The organism is Methanolobus sp. WCC4, assembly GCF_038022665.1.
GTDB lineage: Archaea > Halobacteriota > Methanosarcinia > Methanosarcinales > Methanosarcinaceae > Methanolobus.
The window spans coordinates 1,072,343-1,088,875 of the sequence record NZ_CP150629.1 but is presented as its reverse complement, the minus strand read 5'-3'; the positions used below and the strand labels follow the sequence as shown (position 1 = coordinate 1,088,875).

Below are 16,533 nucleotides of genomic sequence, written 5' to 3'. Positions count from 1 at the left end.
TCAATTACACAGTTATTATAAATTTGAGCCTATTAATATATTGCTTACAAATATAATATATAGATTCAGTGTAATTCAAACATATTGATCCAGATGACATTATAGAGCCATAATAGAAGTTCAAAAAATATATCTATTATGCTTATGTTAAACCTGCCATCTATTTATTGAGATGAAAAAACTTGGGCAAAGAACAAGCGAATGAAACTCCGGGTAATAAATTTTCACAGTTTTTACAGACAGAGTCACTCATATCAAATTCCCTGGCACTTATTGTAGGTGTTCTTACTGGTTTTGCTATTGTGTTCTATGACTGGCTACTTGAGATCAGCCATGGTTCATTTTTCGGTTCACTGCCTGACTCGCCTGGCATCCTTGTAATATTCCTTCCTGCCTTTGGAGGACTTATTGTAGGTATCATAGCCCATACAATGATACATACAAGACGCTATGATATTGAAGAGGTCATCGAAGCTACAGCACTTCGAGGTGGTAATATCTCACCACGGAATGCATTCCTTGAAGTGCTGGCATCCGTGGTATCCATTGGTTCCGGCGGTTCGGTAGGCAAAGAAGCACCAGTGGTCCTGGCAGGTTCCGGAATAGGTTCACTGCTCTCCAGAACGTTGAAGATACACGGAAATCGTGTTAAAGTGCTCATAGGATGCGGGGCTTCAGGAGGTATCGCTGCAGCCTACAATGCACCTCTTGCAGGTGTGGTGTTCGCTGTGGAAGTGATACTTGGCGAACTCGAGGCAAGTTCATTCATTCCGATAGTCATTTCTGCTGTTTTTGCAACAATGGTATCAAGCATGTTATTTGGTGTGCAGACCATCGAAGTTGCATCATACCATTTCGTCAATCCCTTTTACGAATCATTCCTGTATATTTTCCTTGGCATCCTCTCAGGTGTTGCATCCGCTGCACTATTGCGATCACTTTTCGGAGCACACAGGATATTCGACTCCATGACGATACACCCTGCAGTCAAACCTGCTATCGGTGGCCTGTTCGTTGGTTTCATCGGTTATTTCTACCCACAGGTGTTCGGAGTAGGATACGATGTTATCACAGATGCCCTCAATAGCGGACTTGCGTTAAAGCTGATGCTGACACTTATCTTCCTGAAGATAGTTGCGTTCTCATTTACAATGGGTTCCGGTGGTTCTGGAGGATCGATCGTACCCTCACTCTTTGTCGGCGCAATGCTTGGAGGAACATACGGCTCTATAGTCCATGGGATCTTCCCCGCGGTCACAGCAGAGTCCGGTGCATATGCACTGGTAGGCATGGGGGCAGTCTTTGCAGGAACTAGCAGGGCTCCCCTTGCATCCATACTGATCCTCTTCGAGCTTACAAGGGACTACAATATGATACTTCCAATAATGCTGGCATGTGTGATCAGCAATGTTGTGTCAAGTTCCCTGAACAGCGAATCCATTTTCACCGAAGGACTCCACCGCCGCGGCTTCACCATCAGGAAAGGAAGAGAGGTAGACATAATGGAATCACTCCTTGTAAGAGACGCCATGAAACACAACGTTCAGACAGTTTCCGAGAACAAGAACGTTGGAGCGCTTGTTGCTCTGATGCAATCCAGCAGACATGCGGGATTCCCCGTACTTGACCCGAACGGCAGGCTCTGCGGAATAGTAACCCTAAAGGATGTCAGGGACAAGGTCGGACATGATGAACTTGAGAAGAATATCAATGAGATCGCCAGCAAGGATGTAGAGGTCGCCTACCCCGACGAAAATCTCAACACAGTTCTGAAACGTCTTGCTGCAAAGGATATAGGAAGACTACCGGTAGTAGCCAGAAGTGACAGCACTAAACTGCTGGGCATAATAACCCGCAGTGATATAGTCAAACTATATGACAAGAAGATACTGGATAAGGTCCAGAGACTTCAGAGAGAACAGACAAAAGAACAGAACGAACTGCTCTGAAAGCAATCGTTCACTAACAAAAAATTGCAGTTCACGGTTCCACTATCTTTCCTAGGAAATAGCCCGGAGTCGCATCATATATGTGAACCCTGCATGTGATACCTGGCTCAAGGTCACATTCCGGTATCACCACAGGCTTGTAGGAATCAGTACGTGCCATCATACCTTTCTGTTTTGCAGGCTTTGACAGGAAAACATCAACCTCCCTGCCGACCATACTCTCCCTTGATCCCAGCTTGACAGATTCACATACCTCATGCAATTCATTGGACCTGTTCACTATTATGCGTGAATCGATCTTGCGCATATCCCATGCCTTTGTATGAGGCCTTGGAGTGAAGCGGGAGATATTCACCTTCTCAGGCCTGTACTCCTTTACCCACTCAATGGTCTTTTTCGCATCCTCATCCGTTTCACCGGGATAACCAACTATCAGGTCCGTAAAAAGAGTCATGTCAGGGAACCTTTCCCTGAACCTCTCAACGATAGTATTGGCCTCGGATATCGAATGGTACCTGTTCATGTTCTCCAGAACATTATCGGAAGCAGTCTGTATTGGAAGATGCAGGAACCTGTATATCTTCCCATCCTCAAAGGCGTCGAGCAGGTCATCCAGTATCGGCATCACTGAGAACGGATTCATCATTCCCACCCTTATCTTGAACTGACCCGGGATCTGACATATCATCCTGAGTAATTCCGACAGAAGAACATCTTTATCTGTCCCATACTGCCCATTGTCCTGTGAAGTGAGCCAGATCTCACGACATCCATCCTCAACAGCCCTCCTGACATCCTCAACTATCTCACCCGGCTCGAAAGAGAGCAGGCTTCCGCGTGCAACAGTAACTATACAATATGCGCAGGCATAATTGCAGCCCTGTGACAACTGGCAGATATGGATATTGGAATTGTAACGGATCCTTGGGACCATCTGGAAGCCTTCCGGTTCCGGCAGGAACACTTTAACACTCCCTTCTGCCGATGACAGGGAATCAAGCATCTCTCCAAGTCTTGATATCGAATTCACACCAAGTATGTGAGCATTGGGGTTCTGGTGCATTATGTCCTCAAGCTGCACCTCAGGCATGCAACCAGAGACAATTACCTGAATGCCCTTCTCGCCAAGAGATCTTATCTTATGAAGGATCTTCTGCTCGGTTGTATACTTCACAGTACAGGTATTGATCACAACTACATCGGCATCTTTCTCAGGGACAAGCTCATGCCCGCTGTCCCTGACACTTGCCTTCATTATCTCGGCTGATGCCTGACTTGCAGAGCAGCCGTAAGTTGATATATGTACTTTCATTTCAAATGATAAGGATCACACAGGGATCAGACGAATCTCAGGGGAGTATTTTCCTTGTCGTTGATATAGATGGTATCTGTGAACTTGACAACACCTGAACTTCCCATGGTAAGACTGTTAGCCCTGGCATCACCTTCACCGAAAAGATTCACACCCTTCAAAAGGAAACCAGTGGTAACACCTGTTGCGGAGAAGATGATGTCCTTTCCGGGAGCCAGTCTTTCAGTGTCAAGTATATCATTGATGTTATCCTCAGTGATACCCATCTTCTCAAGTCTTGGCATCTTCTCTGCCTTCTCCTCAGCGATCTCCTCAGGAGTACCGCCATTTGCAACAGTAGGCAGAACGAGTCTCGCAAGGATCTTACCTCCAAGTATCTTGATAGCTGCTGCAGTAAGCACTGCCTCACCTGATCCACCTGCACCAAGTACCATGTGGATACCGGAACCACGTATAGCTGTTGCAACTCCCGGCATAAGGTCACCATCACTGATCACATTGACCCTGGCACCGGTTGACCTTATCTCCTTTATCTTTTCCTCGTGTCTTTTCCTTTCAAGGATGACAACCACCAGCTCATCAACGGACCTGTTGAGAGCTTTTGCAACTATCTCAAGATTCTGAATGACTGGGGCATCAAGGTCTATCTTCTCACCTGGATGTTCCTTTTCATACTTCACTACCTCAGGACCCACAACGATCTTGTCCATGTATATGTCGGGACCATGGAACAAACCGTCCCTTTCTGCCATGGCCATCACGGAAATGGCACCTGGTGTTCCGTTGGCTGCCAGATTGGTACCTTCAAGCGGGTCCACAGCGATATCGACCTCAAGATCGCCTTTTCCTGTACCTACTTCCTCACCTATGAAAAGCATTGGAGCTTCATCACGCTCTCCCTCACCGATCTTTATGATACCTTTCATATCAAGATCGTTCAGTGTCCTGCGCATGGCCTCCACAGAAACCTGGTCAGAATAGTTCTTGTCACCACGACCCATCTGATGGGAAGCGGCAATGGCTGCTGCTTCTGTAACCTGTAATAATCTTGGCAGAAGGGCACATTCGATAGGTCCGGCACATTTGATCATATCTTCAGCTGTTTTAGGATGAGGCATAATTATCATTTCCGAGATCTGTTATTTGGATATAAAGGATTTAGTTGCACATGTATTAACGGTTTCTATATTAGAGTTACGAGGGATGTACGAATATGCATCTATTTCAGGACATCGACTAAAGCAACCCTTTCCAGAACAAGTGAAGGGATCATGTCTTCACCAGCAGCACTTATTTCCTGCTCGGTTATGGAGAATTGCCCGAGAATGATATCCCTTTTAGAAGCAGAGTATTCGATCACAGGTGCTTCATGTATGATATCCGTCAAAGCCTGAACAGAAGCATGAACTTCATCCTCTCCACCAAGCACAACGAGTACCACATTCATCTCACCTTCATGGATCCCCATTGAGAATGCTTCCCCGATCTGCCTCTTTCCTGAAGCATACCTCATTACCTCAACACCAATATCATGTGCCATGTTAGAGTTGTTCTCTATTGCACGTAATGCCTTATGAATAGCAAACATGACATGTTCCTCACCGGCTATCCTATTGGCATCCATTGCCTGTATGGTAGTATTATGAGTTGAAGAGATAGTCCTCAGCCTGCTCAGGAGGTCAGGTACATTCTCAACATATAGAGAGCCACCTATGATCATAGATTCCATGTAGCAAGGATTACAGGATGATCGAGAATAAGTATAACGGTCCATATTAAATTAAATATATTATTGTGCAATTGGTTAACTTTATTTCGTGTTACGGTCAATGTTAAACAGGAGATAGAAGAAATGGCCGTATTAACTGAAAATCCTAAAGGAAAAAGCTACAAATGCCATAACTGTGGCTACTTCAGGGAAGTGGTGATCCCATGCAATAGCTGTGGCGACCAGAATATCTGTTGCCCTTTCTGTGGAGAGCAGATGACCAGGCTGTGGGAATCATACAACGAATGAACTGACACACGACCTGTGCATAAGCATCCTTGCCAGCGGACACGTATTGGTTTTCCGTGTGTTTTATGTAGGTTGTTACTTATTACCACTTGAAACACTACTGAATAAACAATCGATGTATCGCCTGAGAGTTCTTACCAGTTATCCTGAATGATCCGGACTTGCGGATATGGGATAATTGCTGTCGGGATGAATACAGAAACTTAATATTATACATGAATGAGTTTATGTAATGAACTCTTGAGGTTATTTAGGTCCGGTGTGAGGTGCTAACAATGGAACAGGATTACGATGCACAGACAATAGAGAACAAATGGCAAAGCCGTTGGAATGAGAGCAGGATATTCGAGCCTGAGCCTGATGAAAGGGAAAAATACTTCATAACCATCCCATACCCATACCTGAACGGCAATTTACATGCCGGGCACACCAGGACCTTTACAATAGGGGATGTCATTGCCAGGCACAAGAGAATGCTTGGATACAACGTACTCTACCCTATGGGTTTCCATGTTACAGGAACACCTATCGTAGGACTTGCAGAGCTTATTGCAAACCAGGACCCCCAGACAATGGATGTATACTCCCGTCTGCATGGGATACCTGATGATATCCTTGTTACACTCGATGAACCTGAGAAGATAGTTGACTACTTCAGTGTGGAAGCCGAGAAAGCCATGCGCTCCATAGGATATTCCATTGATTGGAGGCGCAAGTTCACAACGACCGATGACACATATAAGAAGTTCATCGAATGGCAGTTCAACCTTCTCCATGACAAAGGGCTCATCGTGAAAGGCGCACACCCCGTCAAATGGTGCCCAAACGACAACAATCCTGTGGAAGACCACGATATCCTCCACGGAGAGGAAGCAACCATTGTTGATTTCACTTTAATCAAGTTCCAGTATGATGGAATGATACTTCCATGTGCCACTCTCAGACCTGAGACCATCTTCGGTGTCACCAACCTCTGGGTCAACCCTGAGATCGAACACGCAAAGATAAAGGTCAGCAAGGACGGACGTGAGGAAATTTGGCTGGTAAGCCAGGAAGCATACTACAAACTCACTTTCACTGACAGGACCGTTGAGTTCATTGAGAATGTCCCCGGAAAGGACCTTGTGGGTATCAAGGTAAAGAACCCGCTCTCAGGGAACGAGGTTATCACACTGCCTGCGTCCTTTGTAAAACCAGGGAACGGCAGTGGTATCGTCATGAGTGTACCGGCCCATGCACCTTATGACTATCTGGCACTCAAGGACCTCTATGATAGTGACCTGTCAGAATACGGCATCACTGAGAACCTCAGGGATATCGAGCTTATCTCACTCATAAAGGCTAAGGAATTCGGAGAATATCCGGCAGTAGAAGCTGTGGAACAGCTTGGAGTGAAGGACCAGAAAGACCCTAAGGCCGAAGAGGCCACAAAGATGGTATATCGCCGTGAGTTCCATGGTGGTGTCCTGAAGGAGAACACAGGAAAGTATGCAGGTGTCGCGGTCTCAAAGATCAAGGATATTCTCACCCGTGACCTCCTTGAAGAAGGCATCGGAGAGGTATTCTATGAGTTCAGTGAACCTGTTGTATGTCGCTGCGGAACCAAATGTGTAGTTAACATGGTCAAAGGACAGTGGTTCCTCAACTATTCAAACCCTGAATGGAAGGACAAGGTCTACAGATGCATAGAGAATATGGAGATCATCCCTGAAGAGATCAGGGTCGAGTTCAACAACAAGGTAGACTGGCTGAAAGATAAGGCATGTGCAAGGAAAAAAGGACTTGGTACACTGCTGCCTTTCGACACCAACTGGCTTATCGAATCACTTGGTGATTCCACCATCTACATGTCATATTATATCACTAACAAGTTCTTTGCCCATGAGGATATCAGTGTAGACCAGCTGAAACCCTCACTATTCGATTATGTGCTCCTTGGAAAAGGTTCCGTTCAGCAGACAGCTATCGATACAGGGATCCCGGAGACACTTATCGCGGACATCAAGTCTGATTTCGACTACTGGTACCCTGTTGACCTGAGGTCATCAGGAAAGGATCTTGTGCCGAATCACCTGTTGTTCTTCCTGTTCCACCACGTTGCCATATTCGAAGAGGACAAATGGCCACGTGCCCTTGCAGTGAATGGATTCGTTTCACTTGAAGGACAGAAGATGAGCAAGTCCAAGGGACCCATACTCACTCTAAAGGAAGCAGTGGACACATATGGTGCCGATGTTTCACGTATGTACATCCTTTCCAGTGCAGAACAGACGCAGGATGCAGACTGGAAGAACATTGGTGTTGAAAGTGCAAGAAAACAGGTGGAAAGATTCTACAAGCTTGCAAAGGAGATTATCGATTCCGGCGCTACATCAGGTATTGACGGGAATCTTAACCTTATTGACCGCTGGATGCTCAGCAGACTCCAGCAGTGCATCAGGGAAACGAACAACGATATGACATCCATCAGGACAAGGAGTGCACTCCAGAACGCGTTCTTCCTGCTCTACAATGATGTGAAATGGTACCAGAGAAGAGGCGGAAGTGCGGTCCTCTACGACGTGCTTGACACATGGGTACGCCTGATGGCACCGTTCACCCCGCACATCTGTGAAGAGATTTGGACCGAGATGGGACATGGAGACGGAGACTTCGTATCCAATGCAGCATATCCGATATTCTGCCCAGGCCACATCGATAATGATGCAGAACTGGCAGAAGAGTTGATGTGCAGCACACTCTCTGACATAGAGGAGATCATCAAGGTCACAAAGATAACTCCGAAGATGGTAGCTCTTTACACAGCACCGCAGTGGAAGATCAATGCTTTTAAGATGGCACTTGAGATGAAAAACAACGATGAGCTCAATCCCGGCAAGCTGATCAAGACACTGATGTCAGACCCTGAGAACCGTAAATTCGGCAAGGAGATACCAAAGTATGTCCAGAAGCTTGTGCCTGATATCTCAAGCATGAAGACAGAAAGGTTCGAGATGATGCTTGGAATGACCCTTGATGAGATGAACATTCTCAAGGAGAACATAGGATGCCTTACTAATGAGTTAGGCTGTCCGATACAGGTATACAGTGCAGATGAACCGGAATACGACCCTGAGAAGAAATCAAGGTTCGCTGCTCCACTCAGGCCTGCCATATATCTCGAATAATATCACAACATATTTTGCTGGCCATGATGCCAGCTTTCTTTTCTTTTCATTTTTACCTATTTTGTTCTTAGCTTCATTTTGAATCCACCATATCCTGGCAACCTATAATTTTCTGCGGTAAATATATATTTGTAGCGAATAAAATAGGAGTGGATAAATACACATTGAAAATAACGGATGAATTGTAATTCGGGAACAAAGCAGGATAAAAAAGGCAAAAAGTGCAGGTAAAGTCCTTATTGCTGCCATTTTGCTAATAACAATAAGCTCTCTGCTCATCTCAAGTGCATATGGAGATAGCCATTCACAGGTGATCAAGGTAGGAGTTTACCAGAACGAGCCGCTCATTTCATTGAATGAGGACGGAACAGCCGAAGGCCTGTACATAGAGATACTGCAGAACATCGCTTCCAGAGAAGGATGGGAACTGGAATTCGTACCCGGAACAATGGACCAGTCACTTAAAAGACTTGAGAACGGCAGTATAGATATCCTGCCTGCAGTACCATTTGTGCCGGAGATGGATGAGAAATTCATCCTCACAACAGAAGCTGCATTCACAGATTGGGGTGTCGTCTACACATACAAGGGTTCAGGCATAAGTTCAATGAGCGACCTTGGTGGAAAAAGGATAGCTTACCACGATGACATCTTTTTTGAGAATTTCGATTCAAGTCCCGGAAGTTCTAACATCAACTATACCTTCCTTGAGGCCAGGGACTATCAGGAAGTCTTTGAACTGGTACAGAACAGGGAAGCCGATGCAGGTATAATTGCAAGGTCCTATGGAGAGATGCATGAAGACCAGTATGATGTTAAAAGGATATCCTTTGTGATATCCCCTACTGACATGGTATTCGCACTGCCTGAGAACGCAGATACCGATCTGTCCTTGCTCATTGATGAGAATATCCGTAATATGTCGTCGGAGCCGGAAGAACCGGAACTTACCACATGGGAAAGTCCGGGCTGGCTGAAATTCTCAGTAGGTATTGGCGGTGGTCTTTTGCTACTGTTCGTCATACTGAGTCTGACCCTCCGTAACAAGGTCGATGAAAAGACCTACGAGCTCAACTCAAAGAACAGGGAGCTGGAAGTTGAGATCAGGGAAAGGAAGATCGCAGAGGAGAAACTGAAACAGTATTCACTTGATCTGAAACATTCCAACGAACTCAAGGACCTCTTCACAGACATACTTCGCCACGACCTTATCAATCCTGCAACCGTCATCAAGGGATATGTAGAGTATCTTATGGAAGTGGAGGGAGAGGGACAAAAGAAGGAAGCCCTCAAGGCAATTGAAAGGAATAATACCAAACTCATCAGCCTTATAGAGAATGCAGCAAACCTTGCCAGATTCGAGAACATGGATGAACTTGAATTTGAGACAATGGACCTTACATCGATACTGGAAGAAGTTATCGACAACCTGGAACAAAAACTGGATGAGAAACAGATCAGGGTGGAATTCCATCCTGAAGAACAATATCCTGCTGATGTGAATGCAACTATAGAGGATGTCTTTTTAAATCTCATTGGCAACTCAATAAAATACAGCCCTGCCGGAACAACTATCATAATAGACGTCGACGACCTTGAGGATGCATGGGAAGTATCCATCACTGACCAGGGAGAGGGAATCCCTGATAAGGATAAACCATTCATCTTTGACAGGTTCAAGAGAGTGCATAAGGTAAATGTAAAAGGGTCGGGACTCGGACTTGCCATTGTAAAGCGTATTATGGAGCTTCATGAAGGAAATGTTGAAGTAAGGGACGGACCTGACGGGAAAGGAACAAGCTTCAAGGTCACCCTTCAAAAGGCAAAGGTAATTGAATGAAAGATGATCGATATGGCTTCTCTAGTAGAGATCAGGCCGTCTGTCATCCAGCACAGGGATCGCACCCCTTACCTTCCGGGTATCTTCAAGACAGATCCTGCCTGAAACCACAGTTTCCTCATCACTTGCTTCTGCTTTTATCTCACCCAGTGCATCAACGACCAGCGAACCTCCAAAGAAAGAGGAATCCGGACCTTCACCCACACGATTGCATGCAACATGCGGGGTCTGATTCTCAATCGCGCGGGCAACTGCAAGGGACCTCCATATATTTCCGCGAGGCGAGGGGAATTCAGCTATCGTAACAAGGATATCCGAGCCTTCAAGGACAAGTTTACGGGCAACCTCTGGAAAACGTATCTCATAGCAGATCTGAAGACCAATTGTCAGATCCCTCTTTTTCAGCCTGATCGGATGGATGCCATTTCCAGGTGTGAAATACTGTTGCTCTCGCTTGAAAGGATGGGTTTTACGATATGTACCCACCACTTCCCCATCCTCGATACAGACACCAAGATTGAAATACTCCACACCATTTTCAGACCGCTCTTTTTCAATTATGGAAAAGATGAGCACGCATTCATGTTCCTTTGAGAAGGCACACATCTGCTTTACAGTTTCGCCATCATCATACTCGCTGGAACCTTCCATATCCCTATAACAGAAACCTGTTGAGAAAACCTCAGGAAATACAATGATCTCGACACCTGTCTTCACGGCTTCCCGAGCCATATCAATGGCCTTTAAGATGTTTTTCTGCTTGTTGCAATCAGTAATATCCATCTGGATACATGCTACATCTATAGAACTCATAAGAATACACCTGTTATGTCAGATCAGTCCAGTTGCGGCTTTATATCAAGCACCGGAGTATTATTGACGGCATCAAGACCTGTAACATAAATTACATTACCTTCCACCTTTACAAGATCCACAATGGTGACTCCAATACCATTGGGCCTGTCAGGACTCCTTGATGCGAACACACCGACATTCTCACCATCGTAGCGGCGCGTCTGTATCATATCGAATCCCTTTGAGAGATGGAAGTGGAACAACACCTGTATCCTTTCGAGTCCATCCAGACGATATAGTCCTTCTGCATATTCTTCTTTCAGGACGATACGGGATTCCCTGTCCTTCATATTCCTTGCAGAAGCACGCTCAACTACATCGTTCTGCACATAGCCGATCGGATACATAGTGATATTGTCACTATTATTAGAGTTTTTAGACTTTTCAGACATATCAGCCCTCAGGAAAGGAAAAGTACCTAGAAATCTTCAAGGGAAGTTGGTTTTGTTTTTGGTACAAGACCGACCAGATCCACAGAACTTCTTACGATCCTCAGGAGAAGGCAATTGGAATGCTTAAGGATATCAGCGTTCACATCATTGAGCTCATATGCAGGCTCTCCGGCAGCAACCTTGATCTTCGTGATGCCTGTGGTGTATTCCTTTGGATTCTTATCCGTAAGGCGAAGAGTACAATCAGTTGATGAAAGATGATCGGTAAGGCTTTTGGCACTGAGGCCCACCTTTGTGAACTCCTCTTTGAACACAGGTCTGTCAAGGGTTCTTGACAACACATAAGCTGCAACTGGTATCATCAGGTCCGGGTCTATGGACCTCAGATGTTCAGATATCAAAGAGTACAGGTCATCAGTCTCCGTCTGCTCAGCCTCTACAATGCTATACACCTTGGAAGGAGGAATCTCCACCTCATTCAGTTTCCTCAGGTCTTTCAAAGCCCGAAGATAGCCGGTCATCACAAGGCGATGCTCATCGATCCCTTTGTCTTTAAGCTCACGCGTGACGCCGCTGATGGAAAGTTGTCTGCCTTTGAGGATATCATTGATGAGTAGATAGATATTGTCAGACATGTTATCTGCACCACAATTGGTAACAAACATGATATACCTAGCGGTACTCTTTAAAGAAAATCAAGGATATCTGATCTACGGTAGATTTAAAAGCAATAATGACGTTATAAGAGTCCCTCATATACCGGTTAAAACTGCATAAGCAGTGATATCTTACAATATTGACAAGGTAAATAAAAATTTGTCCCCTGTAACCATGAAAGGAATGATTCCCATTCCAATAATTCAGGTCGTTGAACCCATCATGACCAACATACCCTGTATCAGGAACATCTGAAAACCATTAATATTACGAATATCATATAGTATATGGGAATACTACAAAGACAATGAATGTGAGCTACAGAAAACAGCACCTTGCGACCCCTTCTATCGATTATTAAGAAGGAGGTAACGGTAGCCATTTCAAAGCAGCATGAGATCACAACACATTTATTAAGATTAACCTCCATATGATAGGTACTAAAATAGGCAACATACAGGCAATTATTGCCTCTTGGACAAAATGAGAAGTTCAAATGTGGCTATTTGTACCAGGTCCGTTGACACAGATGAGGTAATTAGATGAGTAAACGAACAAGAATTATCAATGACCCCTCCGAACTCGTACCTCTGTTACAGGTTTTTGGATCAAACAGGCACAAAAAAGTATTCGATTCACTTCTGAACCTATGGATGACAAAGGAAGACCTTGAGGATCTTTTAGGTACTGATGTCACCAAAAGCATAAACATACTCAAGAAGAGCGGTTTGATCGAGAGCCAGTGGCATATGCCGGAACCTGGCAAGACACCTGAAAAAGAATACCGTACATCCTATTCTAAAGTCCAGACGAATTTCCAGTGCTCTTTTGAGGATATGAGTGACATTATCATGCTTACTTTCATGCCTTACGAAGAAGTGAAGGATGCCATAGAGGAACTTGAAAGACTGGTCGAGCAGGGTAATGATTCAATGAGCAGTCTGACAAGAGCATTGAACAAGAGCGCATTATACATTCGTGCAGTTGCCCGCAGGTCCGATAAACTTTCGGTCATGGGACAGAGACTTAAAGTACTCAAGGAAGGCGAAACAGAATGATAGAGCTCCTCCACAGCAAAAGTGGCATCACCAAGTTCCAGATCCTTATAGAAGTAGCTGCACACCAGCCTAATGTAAGGCAGAAGGAAATTGCAGAGAAGATCGGTGTTACACCACAAGCTGTTTCTGAATACATAAAGGAGCTTGTCTCAGAAGGACATATATATTCAGAAGGAAGGGTTCGCTACAGAATTACAAAACAAGGTGTTGAATGGGTACTTGAGAATGCAGCAGATATGAAGAGATATGCACGCTATGTGATGAGCGATATCATCAGCCATGTCTCTACCTGGACTGCAATTGCAAGAGAAGATCTTGAGGAAGGTAAAGAGGTCTACCTGAAAATGGATAATGGCCTTCTTTACGTCAGCACCACAGACGTTACGAACGCCACCGGAACGACAATATCAAGTGCAAAGGAAGGCGAAGATGTAGGTGTTACTGATCTCATGGGACTTATAGACCTTGAGAACGCAAGTATAACTATCTGCAAGATACCAAGGGTCGAACGCGGTGGTTCACACAATATTGACGTTGAGCGTTTGAGAGCCCTTGCAAGTTCAAAGAACTATGTTGCAATAGTAGGTGTTGAATCCCTCATTGCCCTGAGAAGGATAGGACGTGAACCGGACGTGATGTTCGGTGCAAAGGAATCAGTGATCGAGGCAGCATATCACGGAGTTTCCTCACTGGTGCTCGCCATTGATGAGGAAGTCCCCACGATCCTGAGCAGGCTTGAGGCTGAAGACCTCGAATATGAACTTGTGGACCTGAGTATACAATAAATATTAATAAGTAATATGATCCTGAAGATGATACTATGAAACTCATACTGGTGTCTGATACACATCTGCAAACTGACAGTATTCCAGCTTTTCTTTCTGATGTATTTGACCAGTATGACATGATAGTACATGCAGGCGATTTTGATTCACTTTCATTCTATAAGGCACTTGAAGCCACAGGGAAACTGAAGGCAGTACATGGAAACTCAGACGACCCAGCTGTCAGGGAGTTGCTTCCTGAGAAACTGGTCTTTGAGGTAGAAGGTGTGAAGATAGGAGTTGTCCACGAAGCCTCACTTTCCATTGTAGATAGTACCGCAACAAGATATATGGCACTTGAAATGGGAGTGGATATTCTCGTGTATGGTCACCTTCACAGACCGATAATCGAAAAGAGCGATGTACTCCTGATCTGTCCCGGCTCCCCCACAAAGGCAAGAATGTCAGACCCGTGCGCTGTGGAGCTTGTAATAGATAATGGCTCCGTTACGACAGATATCATCCCCATAACCGGCCAATCCTGCGGATACATCGATTATTCCCGCAAACTTGGAAAAAGTGACAGTGAGTAACTAGTTCTGGCCATCCACGGTTTCTGTTTTGAACATCACATCTGTCCCTTTTAGCGTCATCTGGATCTTATCGGAAAAACGAAGTATCTCATCCAGATCCACGTTGTCATTCCATTCATAGACATAATCATAGTTTCCCTGTACCGGCTGGAATCCGAGGGAAAGCAGACTTCTGCCCACTTCAGAAGGCGTTGCACCTTCACTACTGAACCAGAGAACAAGATAAGTTTTCATAAAACCCACAATATAAATAACGATGGCGTTATTTATTCAACTTTTGGTTTACATTGAGGATGAAAAACAAAAAAGAATGGAAGGGCAATATGCCCTGAAATATGGACCCTTATGAGTCAATATGTCTCTTTTAATGACTTCAATGCCTGTGCCACCATTGAAGAATAATGATGGACATCAGGATCATAATATTCCTTTGCCTTTAGAGCATTCTCAGATGGTCCGTCCAGGCTCTTTAGTCTTTCAAGAGTACATTTTGCAGTTTCAAGAACCCACATATCCCTTGTCTCGCCATCGACAACATAGAGGGATTCAGGACGTACCGATGTCAGGACATCACCCTCACCAGTTGTGTACGTACTGGGTTTGCCCACCACAGCAACAAATGCAGGGGTCTCACATTCTGCAAGCACCTGAGCTGCTTCCGGCTGATACTGACCTGCATATATCAGGAAAGAACCTGTTGGATCGGTCACACGACCACGCCAGTACTCTGAATCAGTACCAATATCCTCTTTCTCGATCAGTGTTCCTACAATAAAGACACGGTTGATCTTTGCACCTGTCGGTGTAAGGAGATACTGAGGAGCATACTGGTCATCGCCATCCTTGAAACTCAGGTTCGATTCCCTGAACTCCTGGGCAAATACCCTTCTTGAGACTTCCCTTGTGTATCCGGCCATTTCAGACCACCTCTGCTTCAACTATAAGCCTGTCCAGTTCGGCTGGATCATATGCGAATACAGGACTTATGGACTCAACTATCAGATACCTGTCCACCCTGGGACCACTTAATCTGTAATATTTCCCCACTAGTGAACTTTTCATCTTTTCAAGGACAACTCCCTGATCAAGGGCATCAGCAGCCATTGCTACTGCATTCTCAAGAGTGATACCGGTTATCTCTTCGACCTGGTCCCTTTTCAGGATCGCATCCTGTACGGATATGCCATCGTCCATAACAGCCTTGATACGAAGATCATAGACACCATCCACCTTGCCGTGTTCCATGCAGGCACCCTTTGTAAGTGCCCTGTTACATTCAGGACAGCGCTTTATCAGACCTGAGCCGGACTGGATGTCCACCATTGCACCTGTGAACTCCACCGTTGCGGTCCCTACCTCTATATCATCCTCGATGGATTCGATCGTGCTGCTCTTGTTGACGTTCAACTGGAACTTCCCGTTCCATTCATTGACGACGACATTCTTGAAAAGGTAACTTCCGCTCTCCTCTACCAGCGGTGCTCCGGCACTTTCCCACATCGTGAACTTGATGGTTCCGGTCTCATCTCCGATAAGACCCACCTGTGATATCGACTCATGGGTATTATCCCATAACTGAACGATCTTCCCCCTGACATTGACCCACTTCCCATCTTCTGTGATGTCAGATATATTGATCATGGGCGACTCGGACTGGCCACCAACATAATACTCGTTCCTTTTGATATTGTGTGATTTTAAAAAGTAGTTTACAACACTTCTTCGTGCTTCATCTTTGGGTACCTTGAACTTGTTTATCATCTTATCAAGGCGCTCTTCGATCTCCCCTATAGGGATCTCCACTCCAAGTTCACTGAACCTGGCACTGATCTCCTGTGCTAATTCTTTCATATTCAAATCCTCAAGCCTCTTGTTTGTATCTTCTGGAGAGGCAATTATTCTGTATGTTCCTGCACTATATAACTACGA

The 16,533-nt window shown here is 45.1% G+C and carries 16 protein-coding genes; 7 read left to right on the top strand and 9 right to left on the bottom strand.

What is annotated here, in order from left to right; genetic code table 11:
* Window positions 1–182 precede the first annotated feature (182 nt).
* Window positions 183–1,949 carry a chloride channel protein gene (locus V7O63_RS05455; RefSeq protein WP_340820498.1) on the top strand — a complete coding sequence of 589 codons (1,767 nt, stop codon included), beginning with the start codon at window positions 183–185 and terminating at the stop codon, window positions 1,947–1,949.
* A 31-nt stretch (window positions 1,950–1,980) separates the two neighbouring features.
* On the opposite strand, the gene V7O63_RS05450 is transcribed toward V7O63_RS05455, so the two are convergent.
* From V7O63_RS05450 to cgi121, 3 genes are all read right to left on the bottom strand, one after another.
* Complete coding sequence (locus V7O63_RS05450) at window positions 1,981–3,261, bottom strand: tRNA (N(6)-L-threonylcarbamoyladenosine(37)-C(2))-methylthiotransferase (RefSeq protein ID WP_340820497.1); 1,281 nt, start codon at window positions 3,259–3,261, stop codon at window positions 1,981–1,983.
* A gap of 26 nt (window positions 3,262–3,287) precedes the next feature.
* Window positions 3,288–4,379: a class II fructose-bisphosphatase gene (gene glpX, locus V7O63_RS05445; RefSeq protein ID WP_340820801.1), complete on the bottom strand. Its 1,092-nt coding sequence runs from the start codon at window positions 4,377–4,379 to the stop codon at window positions 3,288–3,290.
* 101 nt (window positions 4,380–4,480) lie between these two features.
* Window positions 4,481–4,990 carry a KEOPS complex subunit Cgi121 gene (cgi121, locus tag V7O63_RS05440; RefSeq protein ID WP_340820496.1) on the bottom strand — a complete coding sequence of 170 codons (510 nt, stop codon included), beginning with the start codon at window positions 4,988–4,990 and terminating at the stop codon, window positions 4,481–4,483.
* Between the two features lie 123 nt (window positions 4,991–5,113).
* On the opposite strand from cgi121, the gene V7O63_RS05435 reads away from it, so the two are divergent.
* From V7O63_RS05435 to V7O63_RS05425, 3 genes are all read left to right on the top strand, one after another.
* Window positions 5,114–5,278, top strand: coding sequence for a hypothetical protein (locus V7O63_RS05435; protein ID WP_340820495.1), 165 nt, complete (start codon window positions 5,114–5,116; stop codon window positions 5,276–5,278).
* A gap of 275 nt (window positions 5,279–5,553) precedes the next feature.
* Window positions 5,554–8,445, top strand: a complete 2,892-nt coding sequence (gene leuS / locus V7O63_RS05430; RefSeq protein WP_340820494.1) for a leucine--tRNA ligase — start codon at window positions 5,554–5,556, stop codon at window positions 8,443–8,445.
* Window positions 8,446–8,695: 250 nt separating this feature from the next.
* On the top strand, window positions 8,696–10,285 hold the full coding sequence (locus V7O63_RS05425; RefSeq protein ID WP_340820493.1) for an ATP-binding protein: 1,590 nt from the start codon (window positions 8,696–8,698) through the stop codon (window positions 10,283–10,285).
* 21 nt (window positions 10,286–10,306) lie between these two features.
* On the opposite strand, the gene V7O63_RS05420 is transcribed toward V7O63_RS05425, so the two are convergent.
* The 3 genes from V7O63_RS05420 to V7O63_RS05410 are packed head-to-tail and all read right to left on the bottom strand — an operon-like array spanning window position 10,307 to window position 12,167.
* Window positions 10,307–11,098, bottom strand: a complete 792-nt coding sequence (locus V7O63_RS05420; RefSeq protein WP_340820492.1) for a nitrilase-related carbon-nitrogen hydrolase — start codon at window positions 11,096–11,098, stop codon at window positions 10,307–10,309.
* A gap of 23 nt (window positions 11,099–11,121) precedes the next feature.
* Window positions 11,122–11,532 carry an SAM-dependent methyltransferase gene (locus V7O63_RS05415; protein ID WP_340820490.1) on the bottom strand — a complete coding sequence of 137 codons (411 nt, stop codon included), beginning with the start codon at window positions 11,530–11,532 and terminating at the stop codon, window positions 11,122–11,124.
* A gap of 26 nt (window positions 11,533–11,558) precedes the next feature.
* A complete protein-coding gene (locus V7O63_RS05410; protein WP_340820489.1) occupies window positions 11,559–12,167 on the bottom strand; it encodes a hypothetical protein in 609 nt (202 codons plus the stop codon).
* Window positions 12,168–12,731: 564 nt separating this feature from the next.
* Between V7O63_RS05410 and V7O63_RS05405 the strand changes: the two genes are divergently transcribed.
* From V7O63_RS05405 to V7O63_RS05395, 3 genes are read left to right on the top strand one after another with little or no spacing between them, the layout of a single operon-like run.
* Window positions 12,732–13,247 carry an ArsR family transcriptional regulator gene (locus V7O63_RS05405; protein WP_340820488.1) on the top strand — a complete coding sequence of 172 codons (516 nt, stop codon included), beginning with the start codon at window positions 12,732–12,734 and terminating at the stop codon, window positions 13,245–13,247.
* Entirely contained in the window at window positions 13,244–14,032 is a 789-nt protein-coding gene (locus V7O63_RS05400) for a MarR family transcriptional regulator (RefSeq protein ID WP_340820487.1), read from the top strand. Before V7O63_RS05405 ends, V7O63_RS05400 begins: the two co-directional genes overlap by 4 nt.
* 35 nt (window positions 14,033–14,067) lie before the next feature.
* Window positions 14,068–14,604 (top strand): metallophosphoesterase, encoded by a 537-nt coding sequence (locus tag V7O63_RS05395; RefSeq protein WP_340820486.1) that lies wholly within the window; start codon window positions 14,068–14,070, stop codon window positions 14,602–14,604.
* Here V7O63_RS05395 and V7O63_RS05390 read toward each other — a convergent pair whose 3' ends face one another.
* The 3 genes from V7O63_RS05390 to V7O63_RS05380 all read right to left on the bottom strand — a co-directional run bounded on the left by V7O63_RS05390 (window position 14,605) and on the right by V7O63_RS05380 (window position 16,455).
* Window positions 14,605–14,838, bottom strand: coding sequence for a hypothetical protein (locus V7O63_RS05390; RefSeq protein ID WP_340820485.1), 234 nt, complete (start codon window positions 14,836–14,838; stop codon window positions 14,605–14,607). It abuts the gene before it with no gap.
* A 116-nt stretch (window positions 14,839–14,954) separates the two neighbouring features.
* Window positions 14,955–15,521, bottom strand: a complete 567-nt coding sequence (locus tag V7O63_RS05385) for an RPA family protein (protein ID WP_340820484.1) — start codon at window positions 15,519–15,521, stop codon at window positions 14,955–14,957.
* A gap of 1 nt (window position 15,522) precedes the next feature.
* Window positions 15,523–16,455 (bottom strand): replication factor A, encoded by a 933-nt coding sequence (locus tag V7O63_RS05380; protein WP_340820483.1) that lies wholly within the window; start codon window positions 16,453–16,455, stop codon window positions 15,523–15,525.
* Window positions 16,456–16,533: the final 78 nt, after the last annotated feature.